This is a genomic window from Bacillus sp. DE0042, assembly GCF_007680225.1.
GTDB classification, from domain to species: Bacteria; Bacillota; Bacilli; order Bacillales; family Bacillaceae_G; genus Bacillus_A; species Bacillus_A wiedmannii.
This window is the reverse complement of record NZ_VEJP01000010.1, coordinates 169,780-190,460: the sequence shown is the minus strand read 5'-3', so window position 1 is coordinate 190,460 and position 20,681 is coordinate 169,780. Positions and strand designations below refer to the sequence as shown.

20 protein-coding genes and 1 pseudogene are annotated in these 20,681 nt (G+C 35.0%); 10 read left to right on the top strand and 11 right to left on the bottom strand.

What is annotated here, in order from left to right:
- From qoxC to FS802_RS27605, 5 genes are all read left to right on the top strand, one after another.
- Complete coding sequence (qoxC, locus tag FS802_RS27630) at positions 1–603, top strand: cytochrome aa3 quinol oxidase subunit III (RefSeq protein ID WP_000729313.1); 603 nt, start codon at positions 1–3, stop codon at positions 601–603.
- Positions 604–915, top strand: a complete 312-nt coding sequence (gene qoxD / locus FS802_RS27625; protein ID WP_000531382.1) for a cytochrome aa3 quinol oxidase subunit IV — start codon at positions 604–606, stop codon at positions 913–915.
- A gap of 282 nt (positions 916–1,197) precedes the next feature.
- Entirely contained in the window at positions 1,198–3,027 is a 1,830-nt protein-coding gene (locus tag FS802_RS27615) for a monovalent cation:proton antiporter family protein (protein ID WP_000399985.1), read from the top strand.
- 53 nt (positions 3,028–3,080) lie between these two features.
- Positions 3,081–3,338: a DUF4022 family protein gene (locus tag FS802_RS27610; protein WP_000926994.1), complete on the top strand. Its 258-nt coding sequence runs from the start codon at positions 3,081–3,083 to the stop codon at positions 3,336–3,338.
- A 14-nt stretch (positions 3,339–3,352) separates the two neighbouring features.
- Complete coding sequence (locus FS802_RS27605; protein WP_098654596.1) at positions 3,353–3,790, top strand: GNAT family N-acetyltransferase; 438 nt, start codon at positions 3,353–3,355, stop codon at positions 3,788–3,790.
- 39 nt (positions 3,791–3,829) lie between these two features.
- On the opposite strand, the gene FS802_RS27600 is transcribed toward FS802_RS27605, so the two are convergent.
- The 3 genes from FS802_RS27600 to FS802_RS27590 all read right to left on the bottom strand — a co-directional run bounded on the left by FS802_RS27600 (position 3,830) and on the right by FS802_RS27590 (position 5,892).
- Positions 3,830–4,258: a hypothetical protein gene (locus tag FS802_RS27600; RefSeq protein WP_048562931.1), complete on the bottom strand. Its 429-nt coding sequence runs from the start codon at positions 4,256–4,258 to the stop codon at positions 3,830–3,832.
- 4 nt (positions 4,259–4,262) lie between these two features.
- Entirely contained in the window at positions 4,263–4,463 is a 201-nt protein-coding gene (locus FS802_RS27595; RefSeq protein ID WP_000301181.1) for a helix-turn-helix transcriptional regulator, read from the bottom strand.
- Positions 4,464–4,599: 136 nt separating this feature from the next.
- The gene (locus FS802_RS27590) at positions 4,600–5,892 is read right to left on the bottom strand and encodes an NCS2 family permease (protein ID WP_098654595.1); all 1,293 of its coding nucleotides are present in this window, start codon (positions 5,890–5,892) and stop codon (positions 4,600–4,602) included.
- 280 nt (positions 5,893–6,172) lie between these two features.
- Here FS802_RS27590 and FS802_RS27585 point away from each other — a divergent pair, with 280 nt between their 5' ends.
- The gene (locus tag FS802_RS27585) at positions 6,173–7,564 is read left to right on the top strand and encodes an amino acid permease (RefSeq protein WP_098654594.1); all 1,392 of its coding nucleotides are present in this window, start codon (positions 6,173–6,175) and stop codon (positions 7,562–7,564) included.
- Positions 7,565–7,733: 169 nt separating this feature from the next.
- Complete coding sequence (locus FS802_RS27580) at positions 7,734–9,281, top strand: DNA-binding protein (protein ID WP_098654593.1); 1,548 nt, start codon at positions 7,734–7,736, stop codon at positions 9,279–9,281.
- A 35-nt stretch (positions 9,282–9,316) separates the two neighbouring features.
- Here FS802_RS27580 and FS802_RS27575 read toward each other — a convergent pair whose 3' ends face one another.
- Positions 9,317–11,038 carry a DUF2339 domain-containing protein gene (locus FS802_RS27575; protein ID WP_144525636.1) on the bottom strand — a complete coding sequence of 574 codons (1,722 nt, stop codon included), beginning with the start codon at positions 11,036–11,038 and terminating at the stop codon, positions 9,317–9,319.
- A 130-nt stretch (positions 11,039–11,168) separates the two neighbouring features.
- Entirely contained in the window at positions 11,169–12,470 is a 1,302-nt protein-coding gene (brnQ1, locus tag FS802_RS27570) for a branched-chain amino acid transport system II carrier protein BrnQ1 (RefSeq protein ID WP_098098648.1), read from the bottom strand.
- Positions 12,471–12,722: 252 nt separating this feature from the next.
- Between brnQ1 and FS802_RS27565 the strand changes: the two genes are divergently transcribed.
- Positions 12,723–14,108, top strand: coding sequence for a peptide MFS transporter (locus FS802_RS27565; RefSeq protein ID WP_000446267.1), 1,386 nt, complete (start codon positions 12,723–12,725; stop codon positions 14,106–14,108).
- A 30-nt stretch (positions 14,109–14,138) separates the two neighbouring features.
- Here FS802_RS27565 and FS802_RS27560 read toward each other — a convergent pair whose 3' ends face one another.
- The 5 genes from FS802_RS27560 to FS802_RS27540 all read right to left on the bottom strand — a co-directional run bounded on the left by FS802_RS27560 (position 14,139) and on the right by FS802_RS27540 (position 18,202).
- A complete protein-coding gene (locus FS802_RS27560) occupies positions 14,139–15,260 on the bottom strand; it encodes a YHYH domain-containing protein (protein WP_000813418.1) in 1,122 nt (373 codons plus the stop codon).
- A gap of 139 nt (positions 15,261–15,399) precedes the next feature.
- On the bottom strand, positions 15,400–16,032 hold the full coding sequence (locus tag FS802_RS27555) for a class A sortase (RefSeq protein WP_001041721.1): 633 nt from the start codon (positions 16,030–16,032) through the stop codon (positions 15,400–15,402).
- Between the two features lie 116 nt (positions 16,033–16,148).
- A complete protein-coding gene (locus FS802_RS27550) occupies positions 16,149–16,622 on the bottom strand; it encodes a hypothetical protein (protein WP_061675087.1) in 474 nt (157 codons plus the stop codon).
- Positions 16,615–16,833 (bottom strand): helix-turn-helix transcriptional regulator, encoded by a 219-nt coding sequence (locus FS802_RS27545; protein ID WP_000154014.1) that lies wholly within the window; start codon positions 16,831–16,833, stop codon positions 16,615–16,617. The genes FS802_RS27550 and FS802_RS27545 overlap by 8 nt, the downstream gene beginning before the upstream one ends.
- A gap of 112 nt (positions 16,834–16,945) precedes the next feature.
- Positions 16,946–18,202 carry a 3D domain-containing protein gene (locus FS802_RS27540; protein WP_144525634.1) on the bottom strand — a complete coding sequence of 419 codons (1,257 nt, stop codon included), beginning with the start codon at positions 18,200–18,202 and terminating at the stop codon, positions 16,946–16,948.
- Between the two features lie 661 nt (positions 18,203–18,863).
- Here FS802_RS27540 and FS802_RS32135 point away from each other — a divergent pair.
- Together FS802_RS32135 and FS802_RS27530 are read left to right on the top strand one after the other, a co-directional pair.
- Positions 18,864–19,367: pseudogene (locus FS802_RS32135) on the top strand (methyl-accepting chemotaxis protein); the annotation flags it as partial.
- A 134-nt stretch (positions 19,368–19,501) separates the two neighbouring features.
- On the top strand, positions 19,502–20,314 hold the full coding sequence (locus tag FS802_RS27530) for an undecaprenyl-diphosphate phosphatase (protein WP_000434544.1): 813 nt from the start codon (positions 19,502–19,504) through the stop codon (positions 20,312–20,314).
- Between the two features lie 119 nt (positions 20,315–20,433).
- Here the strand turns inward: FS802_RS27530 and FS802_RS27525 are convergent, their stop codons facing one another.
- Positions 20,434–20,637, bottom strand: a complete 204-nt coding sequence (locus tag FS802_RS27525; RefSeq protein ID WP_001268332.1) for a hypothetical protein — start codon at positions 20,635–20,637, stop codon at positions 20,434–20,436.
- Positions 20,638–20,681 lie beyond the last annotated feature (44 nt).

The following is a 20,681-nucleotide window of genomic DNA, read 5'->3' as shown; positions in this document are numbered from 1 at the left end:
ATGGCGGCTTTAGATAAAAGCTTACCTTTGGAATATCAATCCGAGCAAAGCAGATTGAATATCCTAGGATTCTGGATTTTTCTTGGGGCTGAAATTATGCTGTTCGCAACACTTTTCGCCTCTTATCTAGTACTTGCTGGTCGTACGGCAGATGGCCCAACCCCAGCGCAACTGTTTGAACTTAAAACGCTTTTAATTCAAACATTACTACTTTTAACAAGTAGTTTCACATGTGGTATCGTAATTCACGAAATGCGTAAGCACAACCAAAAAGCAATGCTTGGATGGTTCATCCTTACATTACTTTTAGGTGCAGGTTTCCTATTCTTTGAAATCGAAGAGTTCATTATGTACATCGGTGAAGGCGCAACAATTCAAACAAGTGCTTTCCTATCTGCATTCTTCGTTCTTCTTGGAACGCACGGAGCCCACGTAACAGGCGGTATCATTTGGGCAATTTGTGTTATTATCCAAATTTTAAAACGAGGTTTAACACCAGTTACAGCTCGTAAAGTATTTATTATCAGCTTATACTGGCATTTCCTTGATCTTGTTTGGGTCTTTATTTACACACTAGTTTACTTGAACGGGATGGTGGCGTAAATGGGTCAAAATAACAACCAGGCAAACGGGCATGCGCATAGCGGATTCCCTTGGTCACACGTTTTCGGATTTATTTTATCGCTTGCACTAACGTTTCTAGCGTTATACGTGGCACTTTATACAAACTTGCCACTTTCAACAATCTTAACAACTATTATCGTAATGGCTGTTGCGCAAGCGTTGTTACAATTAATTATGTTCATGCATTTAAAAGAAGGAGAAGGAAGAGTTCAAATTCTTACTATGATATACAGTTTCTTCGTTGCAACTGCAACAGTTGGTTTAACTGTATGGATCTTCTTCTCAATGTAATGTACATGAAAAAGACTGCTGAGATTCCTCAGCAGTCTTTTTTTATCCCTCATTAACGAGCAGTAAGACCCCAGGGGGATCAACTGCCCGTTAAAGCCTTCACTTTATCCCCTCTCCTATTACATCCACATTACGGAATTAAAAACAGAATCATGAAAAATATACTTATTATGACAAATCTTAAGAAAACTCTTTCTTTATGAAATCGAATCCATATGCGTTGCTTTTCTACCTATTATATGGCTAAATAAGTACTATATTTATTTGAAGGGAGAGAACGCAATGGAACATCATACTTCTGTTCTATCACTTATGGTTGTCGTTGCAATCGCGTTTTTCGTTCCCCTTTTGTTACAACGCTTTAAATTAAAAGCACTTCCTGTCGTTGTTGCAGAAATCATTGCAGGAATCTTTGTAGGTAAAAGTGGGTTTAATATTATTGAGCCAGATATGTGGCTTCAAGTCTTATCGACACTAGGATTTATCTTCTTAATGTTCTTAAGCGGTTTAGAAATTGATTTTTCTATCTTTAAACAAAAAGGGAAAAAGAATACGACAAACGAACCAAACACATTCCAAGCAGCAAGCATTATCTTCTTATTTATTTTCATCTTATCTTATGCCCTATCATTACTGTTCGTATGGCTAGGATTCGTGGATAATGCAATGTTTATGACTTTAATTATTTCAACTATTTCTTTAGGTGTTGTTGTACCAACATTAAAAGAGAATAACTTAGGAAAAACGGCAATCGGACAAATCATTTTATTAGTCGCTGTTATTGCAGATTTAGTTACAATGATTTTACTCGCTGTATTCGTCGGATTAAATTCCGAAAGCGGCCAAAGCATGTGGCTCCTTCTTCTTCTATTCGGCGCTGGTATTGTTATTTACTTCGTTGCAAAACGCTTTAAAAACATTCCATACTTAGATAGCTTAAAAGCTGGTAGTGTACAAATTGATACACGAGCTGTTTTTGCACTCATCTTAATATTAGTTGGGTTATCTGAATCTGTTGGAGCTGAAAATATTTTAGGTGCCTTCTTAGCAGGGGTACTCGTATCGTTATTATCACCAAATGAAGATATGGTTGAAAAACTGGATTCCATCGGCTACGGTTTCTTCATCCCTATTTTCTTCGTAATGGTTGGTGTGAATCTAGAAGTTTGGTCTATTTTTAAAGAACCTTCTAGCATGCTAATGATCCCAATTTTAATTGTAGGACTCTTTATCTCAAAACTGTTACCATCACTCGTCTTACGAAAATGGTATCCACGTAATATCGTACTAGGAAGTGCCATCTTATTAACATCGACACTTTCTTTAGTTATTGCAGCTGCACAAATTGGTGAAAAACTAGGAATCATCAGTCCAAGTTTATCTGCTTCCCTTATTTTAAGCGCAGTTATTACTTGTATTTTTGCACCTATATTATTTAAAAAAATGTTCCCAAAAGTAGAAACACCAAAACCAAAAGTTTCTATTATTGGCGCAAGCAGAATTACCCTTCCGTTATCACTTGATTTAAAACGAGAAGATTATGACGTAACACTATATATGATGCGTCAAAATAAAATAAATGATGAGGAAGCGAAATCACATGACTTCCCTATCGTAAAATTAGATGACATCACAATCGCTTCATTAACTGAACAAACAGCATTTCATGCAGACCGCGTTGTTGTTGCAACAAGCGATGATGAACAAAACTTATTATTAGCAGAACATGCAAAAGAGCTAGGGGTTGAACATGTTATTGCAAGTGTAGAAGATCCACTTCTACAAGAAAAAGCAACGCAAGAACATATCGCCGTATTCTCAACAATTAACTCTACACGTATTCTATTACGTGCACTAATTGATAAACCGAGTCTCGTTCGCTTAATTACAACAGCAAACGAAACAGTCCGTGAAGTGGAACTACGGAGTAATAAATATAACGGCGTTGCACTTCGTCGCCTTCCATTTTTAGGCGATGTACTCGTCATTCAAATTTATCGTGGAAATAAAGCATTAATCCCACATGGTGATACAAGCCTACAACACGGCGATACATTACTTGTAACTGGCTCAAAAGAACATATCGATACACTAAAAAGCATATTAGAATAGAAAAATGCCCCTCACATAATTGAGGGGCATTTTTTTCCATTTTATATGGTAAAATGTTACTATCACATATTATGAGGATGGATCACATTATGTCTATTGTAACTTTAGCTCTTTTATTATTGGCGGAAATACTCGTTGCCATTATTCTCATCGGTGTTAGCATTGAAATTTGTAGTTACGGATGGAAAAAATCGAATGGAATAAAATACTCTTGCCTCTTACTTTCACTCCTTCTCGGAACTGCTAGCATACTCGGACTTTTCGCCGCACCTGCCTATTTCTTTATACAACTAACAGAAAACGCCTTATAAGAAAGGATGTTAATATGATTACCGTGAAAAATATTGAGGGATCTGAAACTTACGTATTACGTCAAAAAATTTTACGCCCGAATCAAACATTAGCAGATTGTAAATACTCTTCCGACTATGAAACAGACACCTTTCACTTAGGCGCATTTATAAACGATGAACTAATTAGTATCGCTTCCTTCTCAAAAGAGATATACCCTGACTTACTAGCAGATGTTCATTATCGTCTACGAGGAATGGCCACATTACCTGAATTTCGAAACAAACGTGCTGGAAGCTCCTTAATTCAGAAGGCGGAACAAGTCTTGCAAGAACGCCAAGCAAACATATTATGGTGTAATGGACGAATTACTGTAGCTGACTATTACAAGCGCTTAGGCTTCCAGGAACATGGTGAAATCTTTGAAATTGAACCGATTGGCCTTCATAAAGTACTGTATAAAAGAATATAAGAAAAGCTTTCCGCAATATGGGAAAGCTTTTCTTATATTTCAATCTTCACTTTTTATTTTTCTCATATATATGTATATAAACAAACTAGGAACTAAAAAACAAGCAAACATAATAAGTCCTGTCATACTAATTTCCTTTATAGAAATATCTGGTGTTACAATGATACAAATAGCTAAAATTCCAATAACAATACCTACTGGAATAAATAATAATTTCATAAAATAGCTCCGTGATACTCCACCTGTATGCTCATATGCCTCTACAGAATGTTTTAAATTTAAGAAGTTAATGACTACGATCCCGCACATAAATACCATTAATAAATCTGAAACACTTTCATATCCTGCATCTTGCAAAACGTAGCGATAAAAAACAATACCTAGTATGACGATATTTTGTAAGATGAAAACGAGTCTAATATGTTTTAGCCCCTCAATCATTAAACGTTCATCTTTCACCATTCTCATCCCCTCACTCCTCTTCCTCCCAAAATAAATCATTCAATGTTTTGTCTACCGCATAACAAATTTTCAAACATAAATCTAAAGACGGGTTGTATTTCCCCTTCTCAATTAAACTAATCGTTTGCCTTGTAACGCCTACTTTTTCTGCTAATTGTTGCTGCGTTAAATCTAACTGAACACGCGCGACTTTTATTTTACTTACAGCCATTCATGTTCCTCCTCCACCTATATTGTAACATATATATTCCATTAAGTAATTTATATTTTACTCCATTAATTTGATTTTCACCTTATTATACACAAAAAAGGAGCCTCTCATAAGAAGCCCCTTTCCTATATCTATATTATAAGAATAAATGACATCCAAATAAAATTGTAAATAAGTATAGTAACGGATGTACTTCCATCGCTTTCCCTTTCACAATTTTTAAGACTGGATACACTAAAAATCCAATTGCAATTCCATTCGCAATGCTAGACGTTAACGGAATACCAACGAAAATTAAAAATGCTGGTAATGCATCTTCAAATTCACTCCAATTAATATCACGAAGACTTTGCGCCATTAAACTACCTACAATAATTAATGAAGGAGCTGTAATAGCGGCTACACTTGATAAAGAAGCAATCACAGGGCTGAAGAATGCCGTTATAATCGTTAGACCGACAACTACAATACCTGTTAATCCTGTTTTACCACCTGCAGCAATACCAGCTGATGATTCAATCGTCGCTGCTGTTGGGCTTGTTCCAAATATAGAGCCTGTAGTCCCGCCAATTGCATCTGCAATAAACGCTTTACCAAAACGTTTCTCTGTATTATCTGTAATTAAGCCTGCTTGTTTAATTAAACCGAGTAGTGCACCTGTTGTATCAAATAACAGTACAAGTAAAAATGAAAATACAACACCATATAATCCGTATTCAATTACATCTGAAAAGGCGTTGATTGGGTTTGAAACGATAATTCCCTCTGGTAAATGAGGCATCGCAACAATTTTATCCGTAAACTTCAGTTGCCCTGTAAAGAAGGCGATAACTCCTGTCACAATCATACTAATAAATAATGCACCACTCACACGTAATGCCATTAATACCGCCGCTAATATTAAACCAATTAAAGTTAAAATAACGGCTGGAGAATGAAAATCACCAATCGTAACTAAATTAGATGGATGATCAACGATAATTCCAGAAAGGCGTAATCCAATAAAAGCAATAAATAGTCCAATTCCACCTGCAATTGCATGTTTTAAACTATCAGGAATTGCGACAATTAGCTTTTGCCTAAATGAAGTGAAAGATAATAAAAGAAAAATGATACCTGTTACAAATACTGCTGAAAACGCAATGACATATGTAATCCCCTCTGCCTGTTGAACAACAGAATAAGCAAAATACGCATTCATTCCCATAGCTGGAGCAATAACAATTGGATAGTTAGCTAAAAACGCCATACATAGCGTCCCTATAACAGTCGCAATAATAGTTGCTGTAAAAGCTTGATCAAATGGTACACCTGCATCAGATAATATTTTCGGATTGATGACAAGAATATACGCAAATGTAAAAAAAGTTGTGATGCCAGCTAAAAGCTCTTGCTTCACAGAAGTGTTATATTTTTGTAATTGAAACATGGTTATGTACCCTTCCTACATCTGAATTATTATCACATATTCTTTTCTTACTAGTATGTGAGAAAATATAATACTTAATCTTAACAATCAATAAAAAGAAGAGTCAATATATTCACTAATAGTTCGAATTTTAAGTTTAAGTCTGACAAGTACAGATGTAGTACAGTTAATCATGTTTATTTTTGTAGCATAACAGATAGAAATGTTTTATAATTTGAAATAGTTAAATATTTAGTAAACGCATTCAAATATCGTTCACTCTACAAGGGGGATTCTTCTTATGCAGCACACAAACAAATCTGAAACTTTAAACCGTGGTTTAAAAGAACGACATATTACTTTAATGTCGCTCGGCTCCGCTATTGGCGTTGGACTATTTTTAGGATCCGCTTCTGCTATTAAGCTAGCTGGCCCTTCTATTCTACTAGGTTATATGATCGCCGGACTCGTTATTTTTTTCATTATGCGAGCACTCGGAGAAATGGCAATTGAACAACCTGTTGCCGGTTCTTTTAGTAAATATGCTTATGATTACCTTGGACCACTAGCTGGCTACATTACCGGTTGGAACTACTGGTTCTTATGGGTTGTTACTTGTATGGCTGAAATTACAGCGGCTGGCATTTACATGCAATACTGGTTCCCAGATATCCCGCGCTGGACTTGGGCTTTACTCGCTCTATTATTAATGAGTGCTTTCAACTTCTTATCCGTAAAAGTATTTGGAGAACTTGAATTTTGGTTTGCTCTCATCAAAATTGTCACAATTATCTGTATGATAATTATTGGAGCTGGTATTATTTTATTCGGATTCGGAAACGGTGGTATCGCTACTGGTATTTCAAACCTTTGGTCACATGGTGGCTGGTTCCCAAATGGTTTTTCTGGGTTACTACTCTCTTTACAAATGGTGTTATTCGCTTATTTAGGCGTTGAATTAATCGGTGTTACAGCGGGTGAAGCTCAAAATCCGAAAAAAACACTCGCAAAAGCAATCGATAACGTATTTTGGAGAATATTACTGTTCTACGTTGGGGCTCTATTCGTTATGATGGCAATTTATCCATGGAATGAACTTGGTGAAAAAGGAAGTCCATTCGTATTAACATTCCAGCAAATCGGTATCGCAAAAGCAGCAGGGATTATTAACTTTGTCGTATTAACAGCAGCTCTTTCTTCTTGTAATGGTGGTTTATTTAGTACAGGCCGTATGCTATTTACATTAGCTCAGCAAAAGAAAGCACCTGAAAGATTTGGTCGTTTAAATAAAAACGGTATTCCGAGTCAAGGAATTGTAGCAACAGCTATCGTTTTACTCGTTGGTGTTATATTAAACTATCTTGTGCCCGCAAAAGTGTTTACATGGCTGACTAGTATTTCAACTTTCGGGGCAATTTGGACTTGGGGCATCATTTTAATCGCTCAAATTAAATTCCGTAAAGGTTTGCAAACTGATAAAAAGGACAAGCTAACATATAAAATGCCTTTACATCCATTAAGTTCATATTTCTCACTCGCTTTCCTTGCACTAGTATTAGGTATAATGGCGTATTCAGAAGATACAAGAATTGCATTGATTGTTGGTCCTATTTGGCTTATTGGTTTAGCTATCGTGTATTACATGAAAGGGTTCCATAAAATTGATGAAACACCTAATTCAAAAATTAGTTAAACCCAAAATCTCTTCCTAATTCATTAGGAAGAGATTTTTCATTATTCACACAAATATTTCTCAATTAAATTAACGTTATCTTTACACTATTTAATATTTTCTATCTTTCTTTCCTGAAAAAAATAGATTACATTATTAAAGCAAATATTTTTATTAGGGGGATTCTTCTATGAAGAATAAAAAATGGATTACATTTTCTTTAGCAACAGCAATTACACTAAGTATAGGAGCTTCATTCCTTCCGTCTACTTATGCCGAAAGCTCAGTAGACCCAGCTCCTGAAATTGCTGCAAAAGTTGTAAATCAAAATAGCGGGAAGAAAGTATTATTCGATAATACACACGGTCAAACGGCCGGGACCGCTGACTGGGTTATTGATGGTGGCTTTTCTGATTTTGGAAACGGTATTGCCCAAAACGGATATCATGTAAAAGAACTTCGTAAATCAACACCGTTTACGTACGAAGATTTAAAAGACTACAATGTATTTATCGTTCCAGAAGCTAATATTCCTTACAAGAAATCTGAACAAGATGCAATGTTACAATATGTGAAAAATGGCGGAAGTATTTTCTTTATCGCTGACCATTATAATGCAGATCGTAATAAAAATCGCTGGGACTCTTCTGAAGTATTTAATGGATATAGACGCGGTGCATGGGATAATCCTGCAAAAGGAATGTCTAGCGAAGAAATAAATTCACAAGCTATGCAAGGAGTAGAAAGCTCTGATTGGCTATCTGACAACTTCGGTATTCGCTTCCGTTACAATGCAATCGGTGATGTTTCCGCTAAAAATATTGTGTCACCTGAACAATCATTCGGAATTACAAAAGGTGTTTCATCTGTAGCAATGCATGCTGGTTCTACTCTAGCTATTACAAATCCAAAACTAGCAAAGGGACTTGTTTATCTTCCAGAAAACCCATCAAAATGGAATAACGCTGTTGATAGCGGTGTTTATAACGGCGGTGGTGTTGCAGAGGGTCCTTATGCCGCTATCGCTAAAGTAGGACTTGGAAAAGCTGCTTTTATCGGTGACTCTTCTCCCGTTGAAGATGCATCGCCAAAATATGTTCGTGAAGATTCTGGCCAAACAAAGAAAACTTACGATGGATATAAAGAAGAAAACGATGCTATCTTACTAGAAAACATCGTAAATTGGCTATCGAATAAAGAAACATTTACAAGTTTAGATCAAGTAAATGGTTTACAACTTGATTTACCTACCACTTTACAAACATTTGAACAACCAAACTTATCAACTGAGCCACAACCTGAACCTTGGAGTGCGCCAAATGCAGGTTATCAATGGTTTAATACAAATACTTTTAAACCAGGTTCATACGGTTATAACGGTGCTGTAACAGCAAACGACTACGTAGTTACACACCCTAGCACTCTACCAAACAATGAAGTGTTCCAAATAAAAATCCAAGTAAATAACTTATTACCAAACACAACATACACTAATTACTCTTTAGGTATATTCACTACTGGCGGTACACAAGTAGCAAAAGTTCAAAATACAAATGGTTCTTGGCCATCTGCTTTTGGATATAGTAGTGCATTCTCTTTCACAACAAACAGCTTAGGTTCTGCTGAGAAGATTGTAAATGTACAAATCAATCCAAATACTGCTGGACAAGCAACTCTTCGTCTACGCCAAAATACGACAGCGAAATACAATGAAGCTGTAATAATTGATAAGAAATAATGAAAAAGGCAATCCGCATGCGGATTGCCTTCTTCTCACTTCTCTTCTTTCGAGAAAAACATTCTTGAAATAACGATACCTATACTTCCTACAATTAAGAATAACACAGCCCTGATCATCATCGATACTTCTGGTAAGTCCAGAAGGAATAGCTTCCCTATCGTTACGACTAACACGACTAAGCCGGCATACAATATTTCATTCATATTTTTATTCCGTCCAAGCCAAACGGCAAATAATGCATATACCATCCATAATAACGATACAGATACGCTTATTATACTTCCATCTGTAGACAGCACTTCACCGACTCTAGTAATTGCAATAAATACGATAACCATAAACCAATAGAGCGTTATAGAATAAACATATTTTCCAAAGCTCCTTAACACATCTTTCGCTTGTTTCATGCAGTAATAAAATGTACCTATTAAAATAATATGGGCAACAAACCCAGCTGAAATGAAATGATCAAACGGACTAAAAATAGTCTGTATCATTCCAATCGCGTAAATCGTCGCACTAACATACAATTTCATCTGTTGTTTTACTTTAATAGCAGTCACCATACCGAGGAAACCTTGTAATAATAATACAATCGCTGCATTCACTAAACTATACTCATATAAAATCGCTAAACTAAATGCACCCATTGCGAAACCAAATAAAAGATTTGTAAATTTAGAATGTCGATTCTTCCTATATTCAAACACGAACATAATAGCGTGCACGAGTGCACTAATCATTAATCCCCATGTTGTAAATTCAGGTATTTTTGAAATGGCTAATATAAAGAAAACTGCATTCGCACTAAATATCGCCAAACGTGGCTCTAATATAAAACTTCTCTCCGTAAACATATGCCAAAATAATAGTAAGTGAATCAAACCATAAACAACCGTTAACTGTATTTGCAAATCCTCTACTAACATTGACATAATAGCAAAGAAAACAAAAAGGACAATAGCAGCAACAGCATAAGAAATCATATATAAATACTGATAACGATTTTTCAAAGCATACCATAATAAGCTAAGTGTTAGTATTGTCTCATATCCAAAGAAAATATAAGGATTAGGAGTCGTACTATTTAATAAGAATGGCACGAAGAACGCTCCTACGGCTACGAATATAGTAAGATATTCCGATTGATACCTCTTCGCTACATAAATACCTAAAATGACCCATGCAATATTACATACAAACGCAACACTTGCTGGAATAAATCCATATAAATAATGCGCCGCAAATGTCGTTAAAACTATACCCGTAATACTTCCTCCTGCTAATACTAAACCCAACGCTTGCCGCTCTCGTTTAATTTGAATATCACCTATATAATAAAAACCGATTGATAGGACAATACCAAACACAATTCGTATTGCAGGTGTTAATAATCCAGCATCTACCCCTGCTTTAAATAACCAGATTACTCCAAGTAACATAATGCCAACAAATATGCGTGGTAACCAAGTTTGGCAAAACTTAATAATATTAAATGGTTCTGGTTTAAATGCAGATATATCTACTTGTTTTACCTCACGTTCTTGCACGGGCTCCTTTATTGTAACTACTTCTTCTTTTTGCTTTTCCTCCATTACCGTTTCAATATATTCTTTCTTTTCTTTACTAACATGTTGCTGAGCATTTTCTACTTCTATTTCTCTTTGTTTTGCTTTCAATTCAAAAAGCGCTTCTTGAATCGTTTCAATTGCCGTTTCTAGCGCTTCTATTTTCTTATTTAAATCCTCCTTCATACGCTCCCCCCTCATCATCTATTCAAAACCTATATATTACCAATTACCTTTATCATACTCTTAGTCTATTCATTTTCAATACTATTTTTCCAAAAAAGGTGTCTTCCGAAATAGGAAAACACCTTTTTACTCATTTATTCTTATTTAGAACAATACTAACTATAACGCCAATACAAACACCTATAATAGCTGGAACAATCCATCCAACACCTTCTGTATAAAACGGAATGTATTTCAATATTGATGTCCACTGATTCATCATTACATTTTTATTGAAAATATCGATTGCACTAAATACCGCTACAATCCCAACAGTTACTGCATATACGTATGCATACTTTCCAATATATTTATGGAATAACCCTAGAATAATAAGCGTTAATGCAACTGGATAAATAAACCCAAGAATCGGTACTGATACTTTTAAAATTTGTGTTAATCCTAAATTAGCTAAAATCATACTAACAAAACTTAATATAAATGCCCAAACTTTATACGCTACTTTCGGAAATGCACTTGCGAAAAATTGACTACAAGACGTAACAAGTCCGATTGACACACATAAACACGCGATCGTAAAAATAAGACCTAATAAAACGACTCCGCCTTGTCCAAATAATGTAGTCATAACTTGCGCTAACACGTTCGCCCCATTATCAAATGTACCTAACGAACCGCTAATTGAACCAACATATCCAAGTATGACATAAATAATAGATAATAATAGTCCTGCACCAATTCCAGCAATACTCATATATTTCGCTAAACCTTTATCATCTTCAACACCTTTTGCACGAAGAGCATTTGCAATAACAATCCCAAAAATTAAAGCGGCTAGCGCATCCATCGTTAAATATCCATCTAAAAAGCCTTGGAACATAGGAGCTTGTCCATAGTTTCCAGCAGCCTCTTTCACACTGCCAACTGATGTAAACATACTCTTTATAAAAATAAGGGCAATCATACCTAATAATAACGGTGTTAAAACTTTTCCGAACAACCCCATTAATTTAGACGGTGATAAACTTAACCAGTACACAATACTAAAGAAAATAACCGTGTAACATAATAAAACTACACTTCCCGATTCTGTGAAGAACTGACCTGGTCCCATTTCAAAAGCTAAACTTCCTGCACGTGGTATACCAAGACCTGGTCCAATAAATAAATACACGATACATGGGAAAATAATGGCGAATGAAGAATGAACCCTACCCGCTAACGTTTGAAAGCTTCCCGCTTTCGCAATAGCGATAACACCCAATATAGGAAGACCTGTTGCTGATATAATAAATCCTATTAATGAAATCCACACATGTTCTCCTGCTTCATACCCAAGGAAAGGTGGGAATATAAGATTCCCCGCTCCAAAGAACATCGAGAATAACATAAGGCTAATCAGTAAAATTTCTTTTTTCTGTAACAATTTCATTTGTTTCTCCTTCTTTAATTTCATCTTTTATGAAATCAATTTCACATATAAAAAAGTGCAATAATCCGCTTCCTAACAAAGAAAACATAGTCCATAGTCTAACATAAAAGAAACACCCATTCTATAGCTATCCCTCTTTTCCAATTTCTTCTGAAAAATCAACCTTTATTGACTTATAATAGTTAATAAGGTAAAATATTAAATGTACAAAATTATTAACTTTGTTTTTGTTTGTGTCAGGAGGAAAATAACATGGAATCAACGATACAACTAGAAAGAGAACAACAAAGAAAAAAGAAACATCCTCCAGGTTTATACTTACTCTTCTTTACAGAAATGTGGGAAAGATTTAGTTACTATGGATTACGAGGATTATTAACATTATATTTAACGACAGCTTTAGTAAGCGGTGGTCTTGGGTTTAGTCCCGCATGGGCACTCTCTATTTACGGATTTTATACTGGAGCTTGTTATTTCACACCATTGATTGGTGGATACTTAACAGACCGTTTTCTAGGTAGACGAAAAGCCATCACAATTGGTGGTATAACAATGGCACTCGGTAACCTTACACTATTTGCCTTGCAAAACCAATTAGGCCTATACCTCGGATTAGCGCTTATTATTATCGGTAATGGATTCTTTAAACCGAATATCTCTACACTTGTGGGAGAATTATACGAAGAGAATGATCCAAAACGTGATAGTGCATTTACCATTTTCTATATGGGTATTAACGTCGGATCATTTTTAGCTCCACTCGTTTGTGGATTTTTATCAGAAAATTTATTCAAAACAACAATTGATGGCGTTGTACATTATGGATTCCGTTACGGTTTCTTAGCAGCTTCAATCGGAATGATTATTGGACAAATTTTATTTACAACATTATCAAATCGCTACCTTGGTGATATCGGTAAAAAACCAACTCGCGATTTGCAAACAGCTGATGGACAACCAACAGTTGGAGATACACCGTTAACAAAAAAAGAAAAACAACGTACCGCAGTTATCGTCATTTTAACATGCTTTGTTGTCTTTTTCTGGGCTGGCTTTGAACAAGCTGGTAGTTCGTTAACATTATATACAAACAAATTTGTAGACCGCTCTGTGTTCGGATGGGAAGTTCCAACATCTTGGTTCCAATCGGTCAATCCATTATTTATTATTTTACTTGCTCCAGTCATTTCAGCATTATGGGCAAAACTTGCAACTCGCAAGCGCGGGGATTTAAAAATCCCAACAAAAATGGGACTTGGTATGATCTTGCTTGGTATCGGTTATATCATTCTCGTTATCGCTACATTAAAAACAGGTAGTGATGAACATAACATTACAGAAAAAGCAAACTTACTATTTATCGTCTTTACGTATCTTTTCCATACGTTAGGTGAGCTATTCTTATCACCTGTTGGACTATCAATGGTTAGTGCACTTGCCCCAGTAAAACTTGCTTCTTTATTAATGGGAGTATGGTTAGCAAGCTCAGGAATCGCCAACATTTTAGGTGGACAACTAGCAAGCTTCACAACTTCACTTGGGTATGCTGAAGTATTTACAGTAATCGGAGCTGCAGCAATTGTGTTAGGTTTTGTTTTATTATTAATTTCTAAGAGATTAGTGAAATGGATGGAATAAAAAAAGATGAGGGATTCCCCTCATCTTTTTTTATGCATTCTTACCTTTTTCTATCGCTTGTTCGTACAGCTCTTTATGTTCTTTATATTCACTTGGCACAAAATTCTTATAGAAGAATGCAAGCCAACTGTCTCCTTTTTTATATCCTTCTTCTCTAATTTCTGCTGCTTTTTTATTTGATTTAAATCCTTCAATAAACCATTTCTTTAACGATTCATTTTTTTCATACTTAGCAGGAATTTTCAAATCATAGTTTTCAAATGCATACTTATAGCCAGCCTTTTCTACTGCTTTTTTTGTAGACTTATAGCCCTTTTCATAAGCTGTTTCATACGCCTTCACATACACATCTTTCTCTCTATTTCCAGGTTTCTTTCCAGCTAGTTCCTTACCTGCCTTTTCCCCTAGTTCAGCTTGCTCTTTTTCAATTTTTTCTGTTCTTTCTTTATTCCCTACTTGGAAACCTTCTGCAAAGTTCGGTTTAAACTCCGGAGCAATTTGACTATCTTCCATCGTCTCTTGTGCTAAACCTTGCTCTTTTCCTTTTTCAAAATACGTTTTCTTCTGTTCTTCTAAAGACCAAGATGCAGCATATGCAGTTTTGAATGCTTCTTTATATGTATCTGATTTTCCAGCTAAATGTGATTCCGCATCATTTTTCCCTGCTTTAAAATCAGTCTCTCCACTTTTTTGTCCCTCAAGCTGCCCTTTTTCCATATCAGCTTGACGCTGTGCTTCCTCTCGCTTACGTGCCTCTTCTGCTTTTCTTTGTTCTTCAGCTACACGTTGTCTCTCTTCCTCTGCTTTTCTTTGTTCCTCCGCTACACGTTGTCTCTCTTCTTCAGCTTTACGCTGCGCCTCTGCGGCACGTTGTTTTTCAGCTTCAGTATTGCGCTGCGCTTCTACTTGTCTTTCAGCTTCTACAGCACCATTATTATTTGGGCTAGGAGCTGAACTCGTTGCACCACTACTAGAAGCTGGCTTATTGTGATAATGATATTCCCCGTACTGTAATCCCCATTTTTCACAATTTGTACGACACGTATGTCCCCCATTAGCATCTGTACGCCCTGGATGCGCATAGGCTGAAATTGGAGCTACCAATAACGCTACACTTGTTGTTAAAAGAAGTTTCTTCACCTGTTGTTTCACTCTTGTTCCTCCCAAAATCTTGAATTCTAACTTTATTATACATAAATAGAAAAATACTTAAATACCAACTAAAATATTCTATTATTTCTCAACATTAGTAAAAAAGAAGGTCAACTCTTTAAAGAGTTGACCTTCTTTTTTACTTCTTCGCCTTCGTTCCTACTAAATCACCAGCAACAACGTAACGCTTAGAATTATCTTTCACAGATACACATGTAATAAGCGTTATCTCATCTTTCCCATGATCCTCTACAACTTCCCACTTATCAGGAGTTACTTCAGATACACCAGTAACCGCATACTCATATTCGTTTTCATTATCATACAAATAAATTTTATCGCCTTTTTTCAAAGAAGCTATATCACTAAATAAAACACCTTTTTTAGACATATTATGTCCTGCTAATGCATAGTTCCCTTTTCCCATTACTTGATTTTCTTTTACTGTTGCTGCACCTGATAATAGGTTTTTCTCAGTAGAAGATTTTAAAACAGGAAGTTCTAATGAAACACTCGGGATCGAAATACGACCAATTACTTGTTTCTTATCTAATGATGCATTCGCTACTTCTGCTAAGTCTGGCTGATTAATTTTCGAAGCATCTACAAATTCCGTCTCATGTTTTTCATAATCCATCTTTTGAACAGCCTGTACATTTTCAGTCTGTTTCTTTTCAGCCTGATATCCATCATAAAATGGCTTTCCGATTAACACACCACCTACAACAAATAGAAGGATTGCTACTATACTATAAATTCTTTGCTTATTCATATACAATTCCTTTCCCTTACAAAATCTTACTCTATATAAAATGATAAGATAATATTGCTATATGTACAAGTGTAAGCTAGAAATAAACCTTCTCGCACGTGCAAGAAGGTTTATTTTTAAGCGATTTTATTTCGATATAAGGATACGTGAAAAATCGTCATTTGAATAAAGAAAATACTAAATGCAATATATATTGGATATGCAGGAACATATAGATTAGCAATTGGAGAAAGAGTTAAAAAACCAACCGCACAAGGTAACACGTACCATAGTGACATAAATGTAGTACGACAAGCCTTTTCTGTAATTGCCTTTTCTCGCTCATCCTCTTGAGGAAATAATAGTGGAAACATCCAATACGAGAGCTCTTTATATTTTTTCTTTTGAATTTTATAAAGAACAGTCGATACAATACCAAATATTAAAAGTAATCCTAGCGGCATTAAACTCAGTGAAATTTCAGATGGTACTCTCTCCGTTTGAATAAAATTAGCGACTTCAATAGTAAAATAATACAACTCAATAAACGCCCAACCTGCTAATACCATTAAAAGTACATTTAGCATATAAGAAAATACGAGTCTATTCATCCTCTTTCCCCTCCTTATTTAAAACAAACACATCTTCCATCTTTAACTGGAATACATCGCAAATCGTCAACGCTAATAACAAAGAAGGAACATAATCACCTTTTTCAATTGCAGCGATTGTTTGTCTCGTCACTCCAACCTTTTCTGCTAATACACTTTGGGAAAAATTAAAGCGAGCTCTTAACTCCTTCACTCTATTTAAAATGGTCAATTTTACCACCTCTCAATTTCATTGTATGCTTTCCTTAACAAAATGTAAACTTAACTTAACATTATTTTTATAAAAAAATCCAACTTTACGTATTGTAAAGTTGGATTACATATTAATTTAAAATTTTAACTTTAACTGTTCTTCTACCCCACTCATTAGCTTGAGCTGAGTTTGGCATTAATAGATCAATGATATGCCCTTTTATTGCACTACCAGTATCTCCAGCAATTGCTGTTCCATATCCTTCTACATATACAGTAGAACCTAGTGGGATAACAGATGGATCTACAGCAATTAATTTCATGTTTGGATTTGCAGTTAAATTATGTCCTAACCTAGATTTTACAGTTTCACCCGGTTTATAGCCGTTTTCAGATGGATCAGCTGTATAAGCAGTTGCTGTTACGTAAAATTCTTTTCCACCTTGAGCTGGTTTCGTATCAGGTTTAGACTCTGTTACTGTATTTTTCGCTACAGGTTCAGCTGGTTTACTAGCTTTTTCTTGCTTTTGTTTTTCAGCAATTGCAGCCTGTGCCTTAGCTAAAGCTTCTTGCTCAGCCTTTGCAGCTGCTTCTGCTTTTGCACGCTCTTCTGCAGCAATTCTTGCTGCTTCTTGCTCACGAGCAATTGTTTCTTGAACTGCTTTCATATTTGATTCGATTTTAGCTTTTTCGTCTGCTGCTAAATTAAGTTGGCTTGCAACCGCATTATATTTAGCTTGAACTGTTTGTAAGTTATCTTGACGCTTTTTCAAGTTATCTTGCAACTCAGCTTGTGCTTTTGCTAATTTTTGTTTGTCTACTACTAAAGATGCTTCTTTTTCATCAATTGTTTTCTTATCTTCTTCAATTTGACGAAGATCTTGTTCTTGTAGACGTAAAATTTCTTTATCTGCTTCTAGAATAGTAGAAACTGCGTTCATACGTTGTAAGAAATCTGCAAAGTTTTTTGACTCTACTACAACTTCTACTACTAAACTTGTATTTGAACTGTTTTGAACAGAAACCATACGTTTTCTCATAATATCCTTACGAGCAAGGACTTTATCCTCTAAAACGACAATTTCATTCTTTTTTTGCTCAATCTGCTTATGTGTTTCATCGATTTTACGTTGAATAGCAGCTTGATCCTCTTTATTTTTTGCAATTGTATTATTTAAATTATGTAGTTCGTTTTCGATACCTTGAATTTCTTTACTAACAGCTTGCTTCTCTTGCTCTTTCTTTTGCATATCTGCATCGTTTTGCTGCAATTGCTGTTGCATGTTGTTAAGTTTCTCGTCGTTTGACTCTGCTTTTACAGCGACTGTACTAGAAAGACCGATAATGCCTGCTAATACTAGACTACTGATTCGCTTAAAATAGTTCATAATCCGACTCCCTTCTTATACAGTTATACATGATTTATTTTACAGTTTGTTTACAATACCATTAAATACAGTTTATTTTTCATGACGAAAAAAAGGGAATTATGCATAAAATGTAATAGATTCTTAAATATTTAACAATTCCTATATTTAAAAATTATAAAAGATGCTAAAATCCAAATATAGAGAAAATATAACTTCTAAAGGCGGTTGAAATAAATATATGTTTACTCAAAAGAAATCACTCCAACATAAAATTGATCAATTAGAAAATCGTATACAGGAATTAGAAGCAGAATTAAAACAAAAAGATATTGAAAAACAAGAAATCATTTCTTCTATTCACGACCGTGTGCAAAACGTCGTTCAAGAGCATCAACTTGTAAATAATCAACACCATACACTTCAAAATTTAGTTCAACAATTAAACTCATGTTTCGAAAATGTTTCAACGCGTACTACACATTCCAATGAATTGAATAACGAAATGTTACAAAAAGAACAAAGCTTAATTCAATCTATTGAAGAAATTATTGACTGTTCTAATGAAGGAAAAGAATCTGTTCACCGTTTACTTATTGTAATTAACAAATTAGGTGAACAATCTCAGCGTACGTCTAACAGTATGAATCATTTAAGTGAACGTTCAAAAGAAATCGAGCAAATTGTAGAAGTCATTCAAAACATTGCAGCACAAACGAATTTACTTGCTTTAAATGCGAGCATTGAAGCTGCGCGCGCTGGAGAGCACGGTAAAGGATTCGCTGTCGTTGCTAATGAAGTAAGAAAGCTAGCGGAAAGTACAGCGGAAAGTACAAAAAACATCGGCAACTTAACGAAAAAAATTCAAGAAGAAATTGAAAAAGCATACGATAACACAAAAGATAATTTACATTTAGTCGATGAAGGTGTAGAAATGAGTGCCGATACAAACGCTAGAATTGAAAATATTTTAATTATGATTCAAACGTTACAAAATGGTGCTACAAATGTTATTAAAGCTATCGAAAACCAAAAATCTTGTAATGATGATATATTACGAGAATTCGCTAATACACAACAAATGTTCCAAAAATTAAATACTACTATTATGAACCACATTCATGATGCCGAAAAAGTCGATGTTCAATTGACTAAAGGTCTTCAAGAAACAGCGGCTTCTCATTAATAATAAAAACCCCTTATAGCGCGCTATAAGGGGTTTTTATTATATTTCGAATATTTATTCCTTCTCAATATTCATCCGTATCTTTGTTATAATGAACAAGTTGTTTCTTTCGACTAATAAACAAGGAGGTTTTTATGGAACAATTTCATTACATTTTAAAATATTTAATTCTTGGTCTGTTCCAAGGACTAACAGAACCAATTCCGATTTCTTCAAGCGGTCACCTCGTTTTAGCACAGCATTTGCTAGGACTAAAAATAGAAGGGTTTAGCTTCGAACTACTTGTTAATTCAGCTTCATTATTAGCTGTATTACTTATTTATAGAAATGATTTAATTCGTCTAACGAAGAATGGTCTATCTTATATATTCACAAGAGCAGAAGACGCAAAATCAGATTTCTTCTTTATTATTTATCTTGTTATTGCGACCATTCCAGCAGGTGTTATTGGTGTTTTATTTAAAGATTACATCGATCAGTACTTAAAAGGTGTGAAGATGGTTGGGATTTCCCTCCTTATTACTGCTGTCGGCCTTTGGATTATTAGAAACTTGCGTGGGCGTAAAAATGATGGCGACCTTTCTATGAAAGATGCAATCATCGTCGGATTAGCACAAGCTTGCGCACTAATTCCTGGAATAAGCCGATCAGGTGCAACAATCGTCGCAGCGATGTTACTTGGTATGAAGCAAGAAACAGCTCTTCGTTTCTCATTCTTACTATATATCCCTGTTAGCTTAGGTGGTTTATTACTAAGTATTACAGACATTGCAAAAGATCCAAATCTAGACACATTATTCGTACCATATGTCGTTGCATTTATCGCAACATTTATCATGACGTATATTTCTTTAAAATGGTTTATGAACATTATGGCAAAAGGAAATTTAAAATATTTCTCTTTCTATTGCATTATCGTAGGTGTACTTACTCTTATTTTCTTATAAAGTTCAACTTACAAATCGAAAAACGAGTCATTCTATTAAACTAGGATGACTCGCTTTTTTATATCTTTATAATGATAAAACCCCTCTTACCTTTCTGTACAGTAAGAGGGGGCCCCCTTTTATGCGTATACTTTCTTTTCTTGACAATACAAACGAATAACATGTTTATTTTGTTGAAATACATCATGCGTTAGGCGGATAATAATAAAATTTCGTTTTGTTTGATCATCATGAACAAAAATCTGTTCTCCCTCCTGAAAACGCCATGCACTTTCAAAAGTTGTAATATGATCCCCACTTACAGAAAAAAGCTCATATCGCATATCTTGTACCCTCTCTCAACTTATAATAATCAAAATATCCTTAT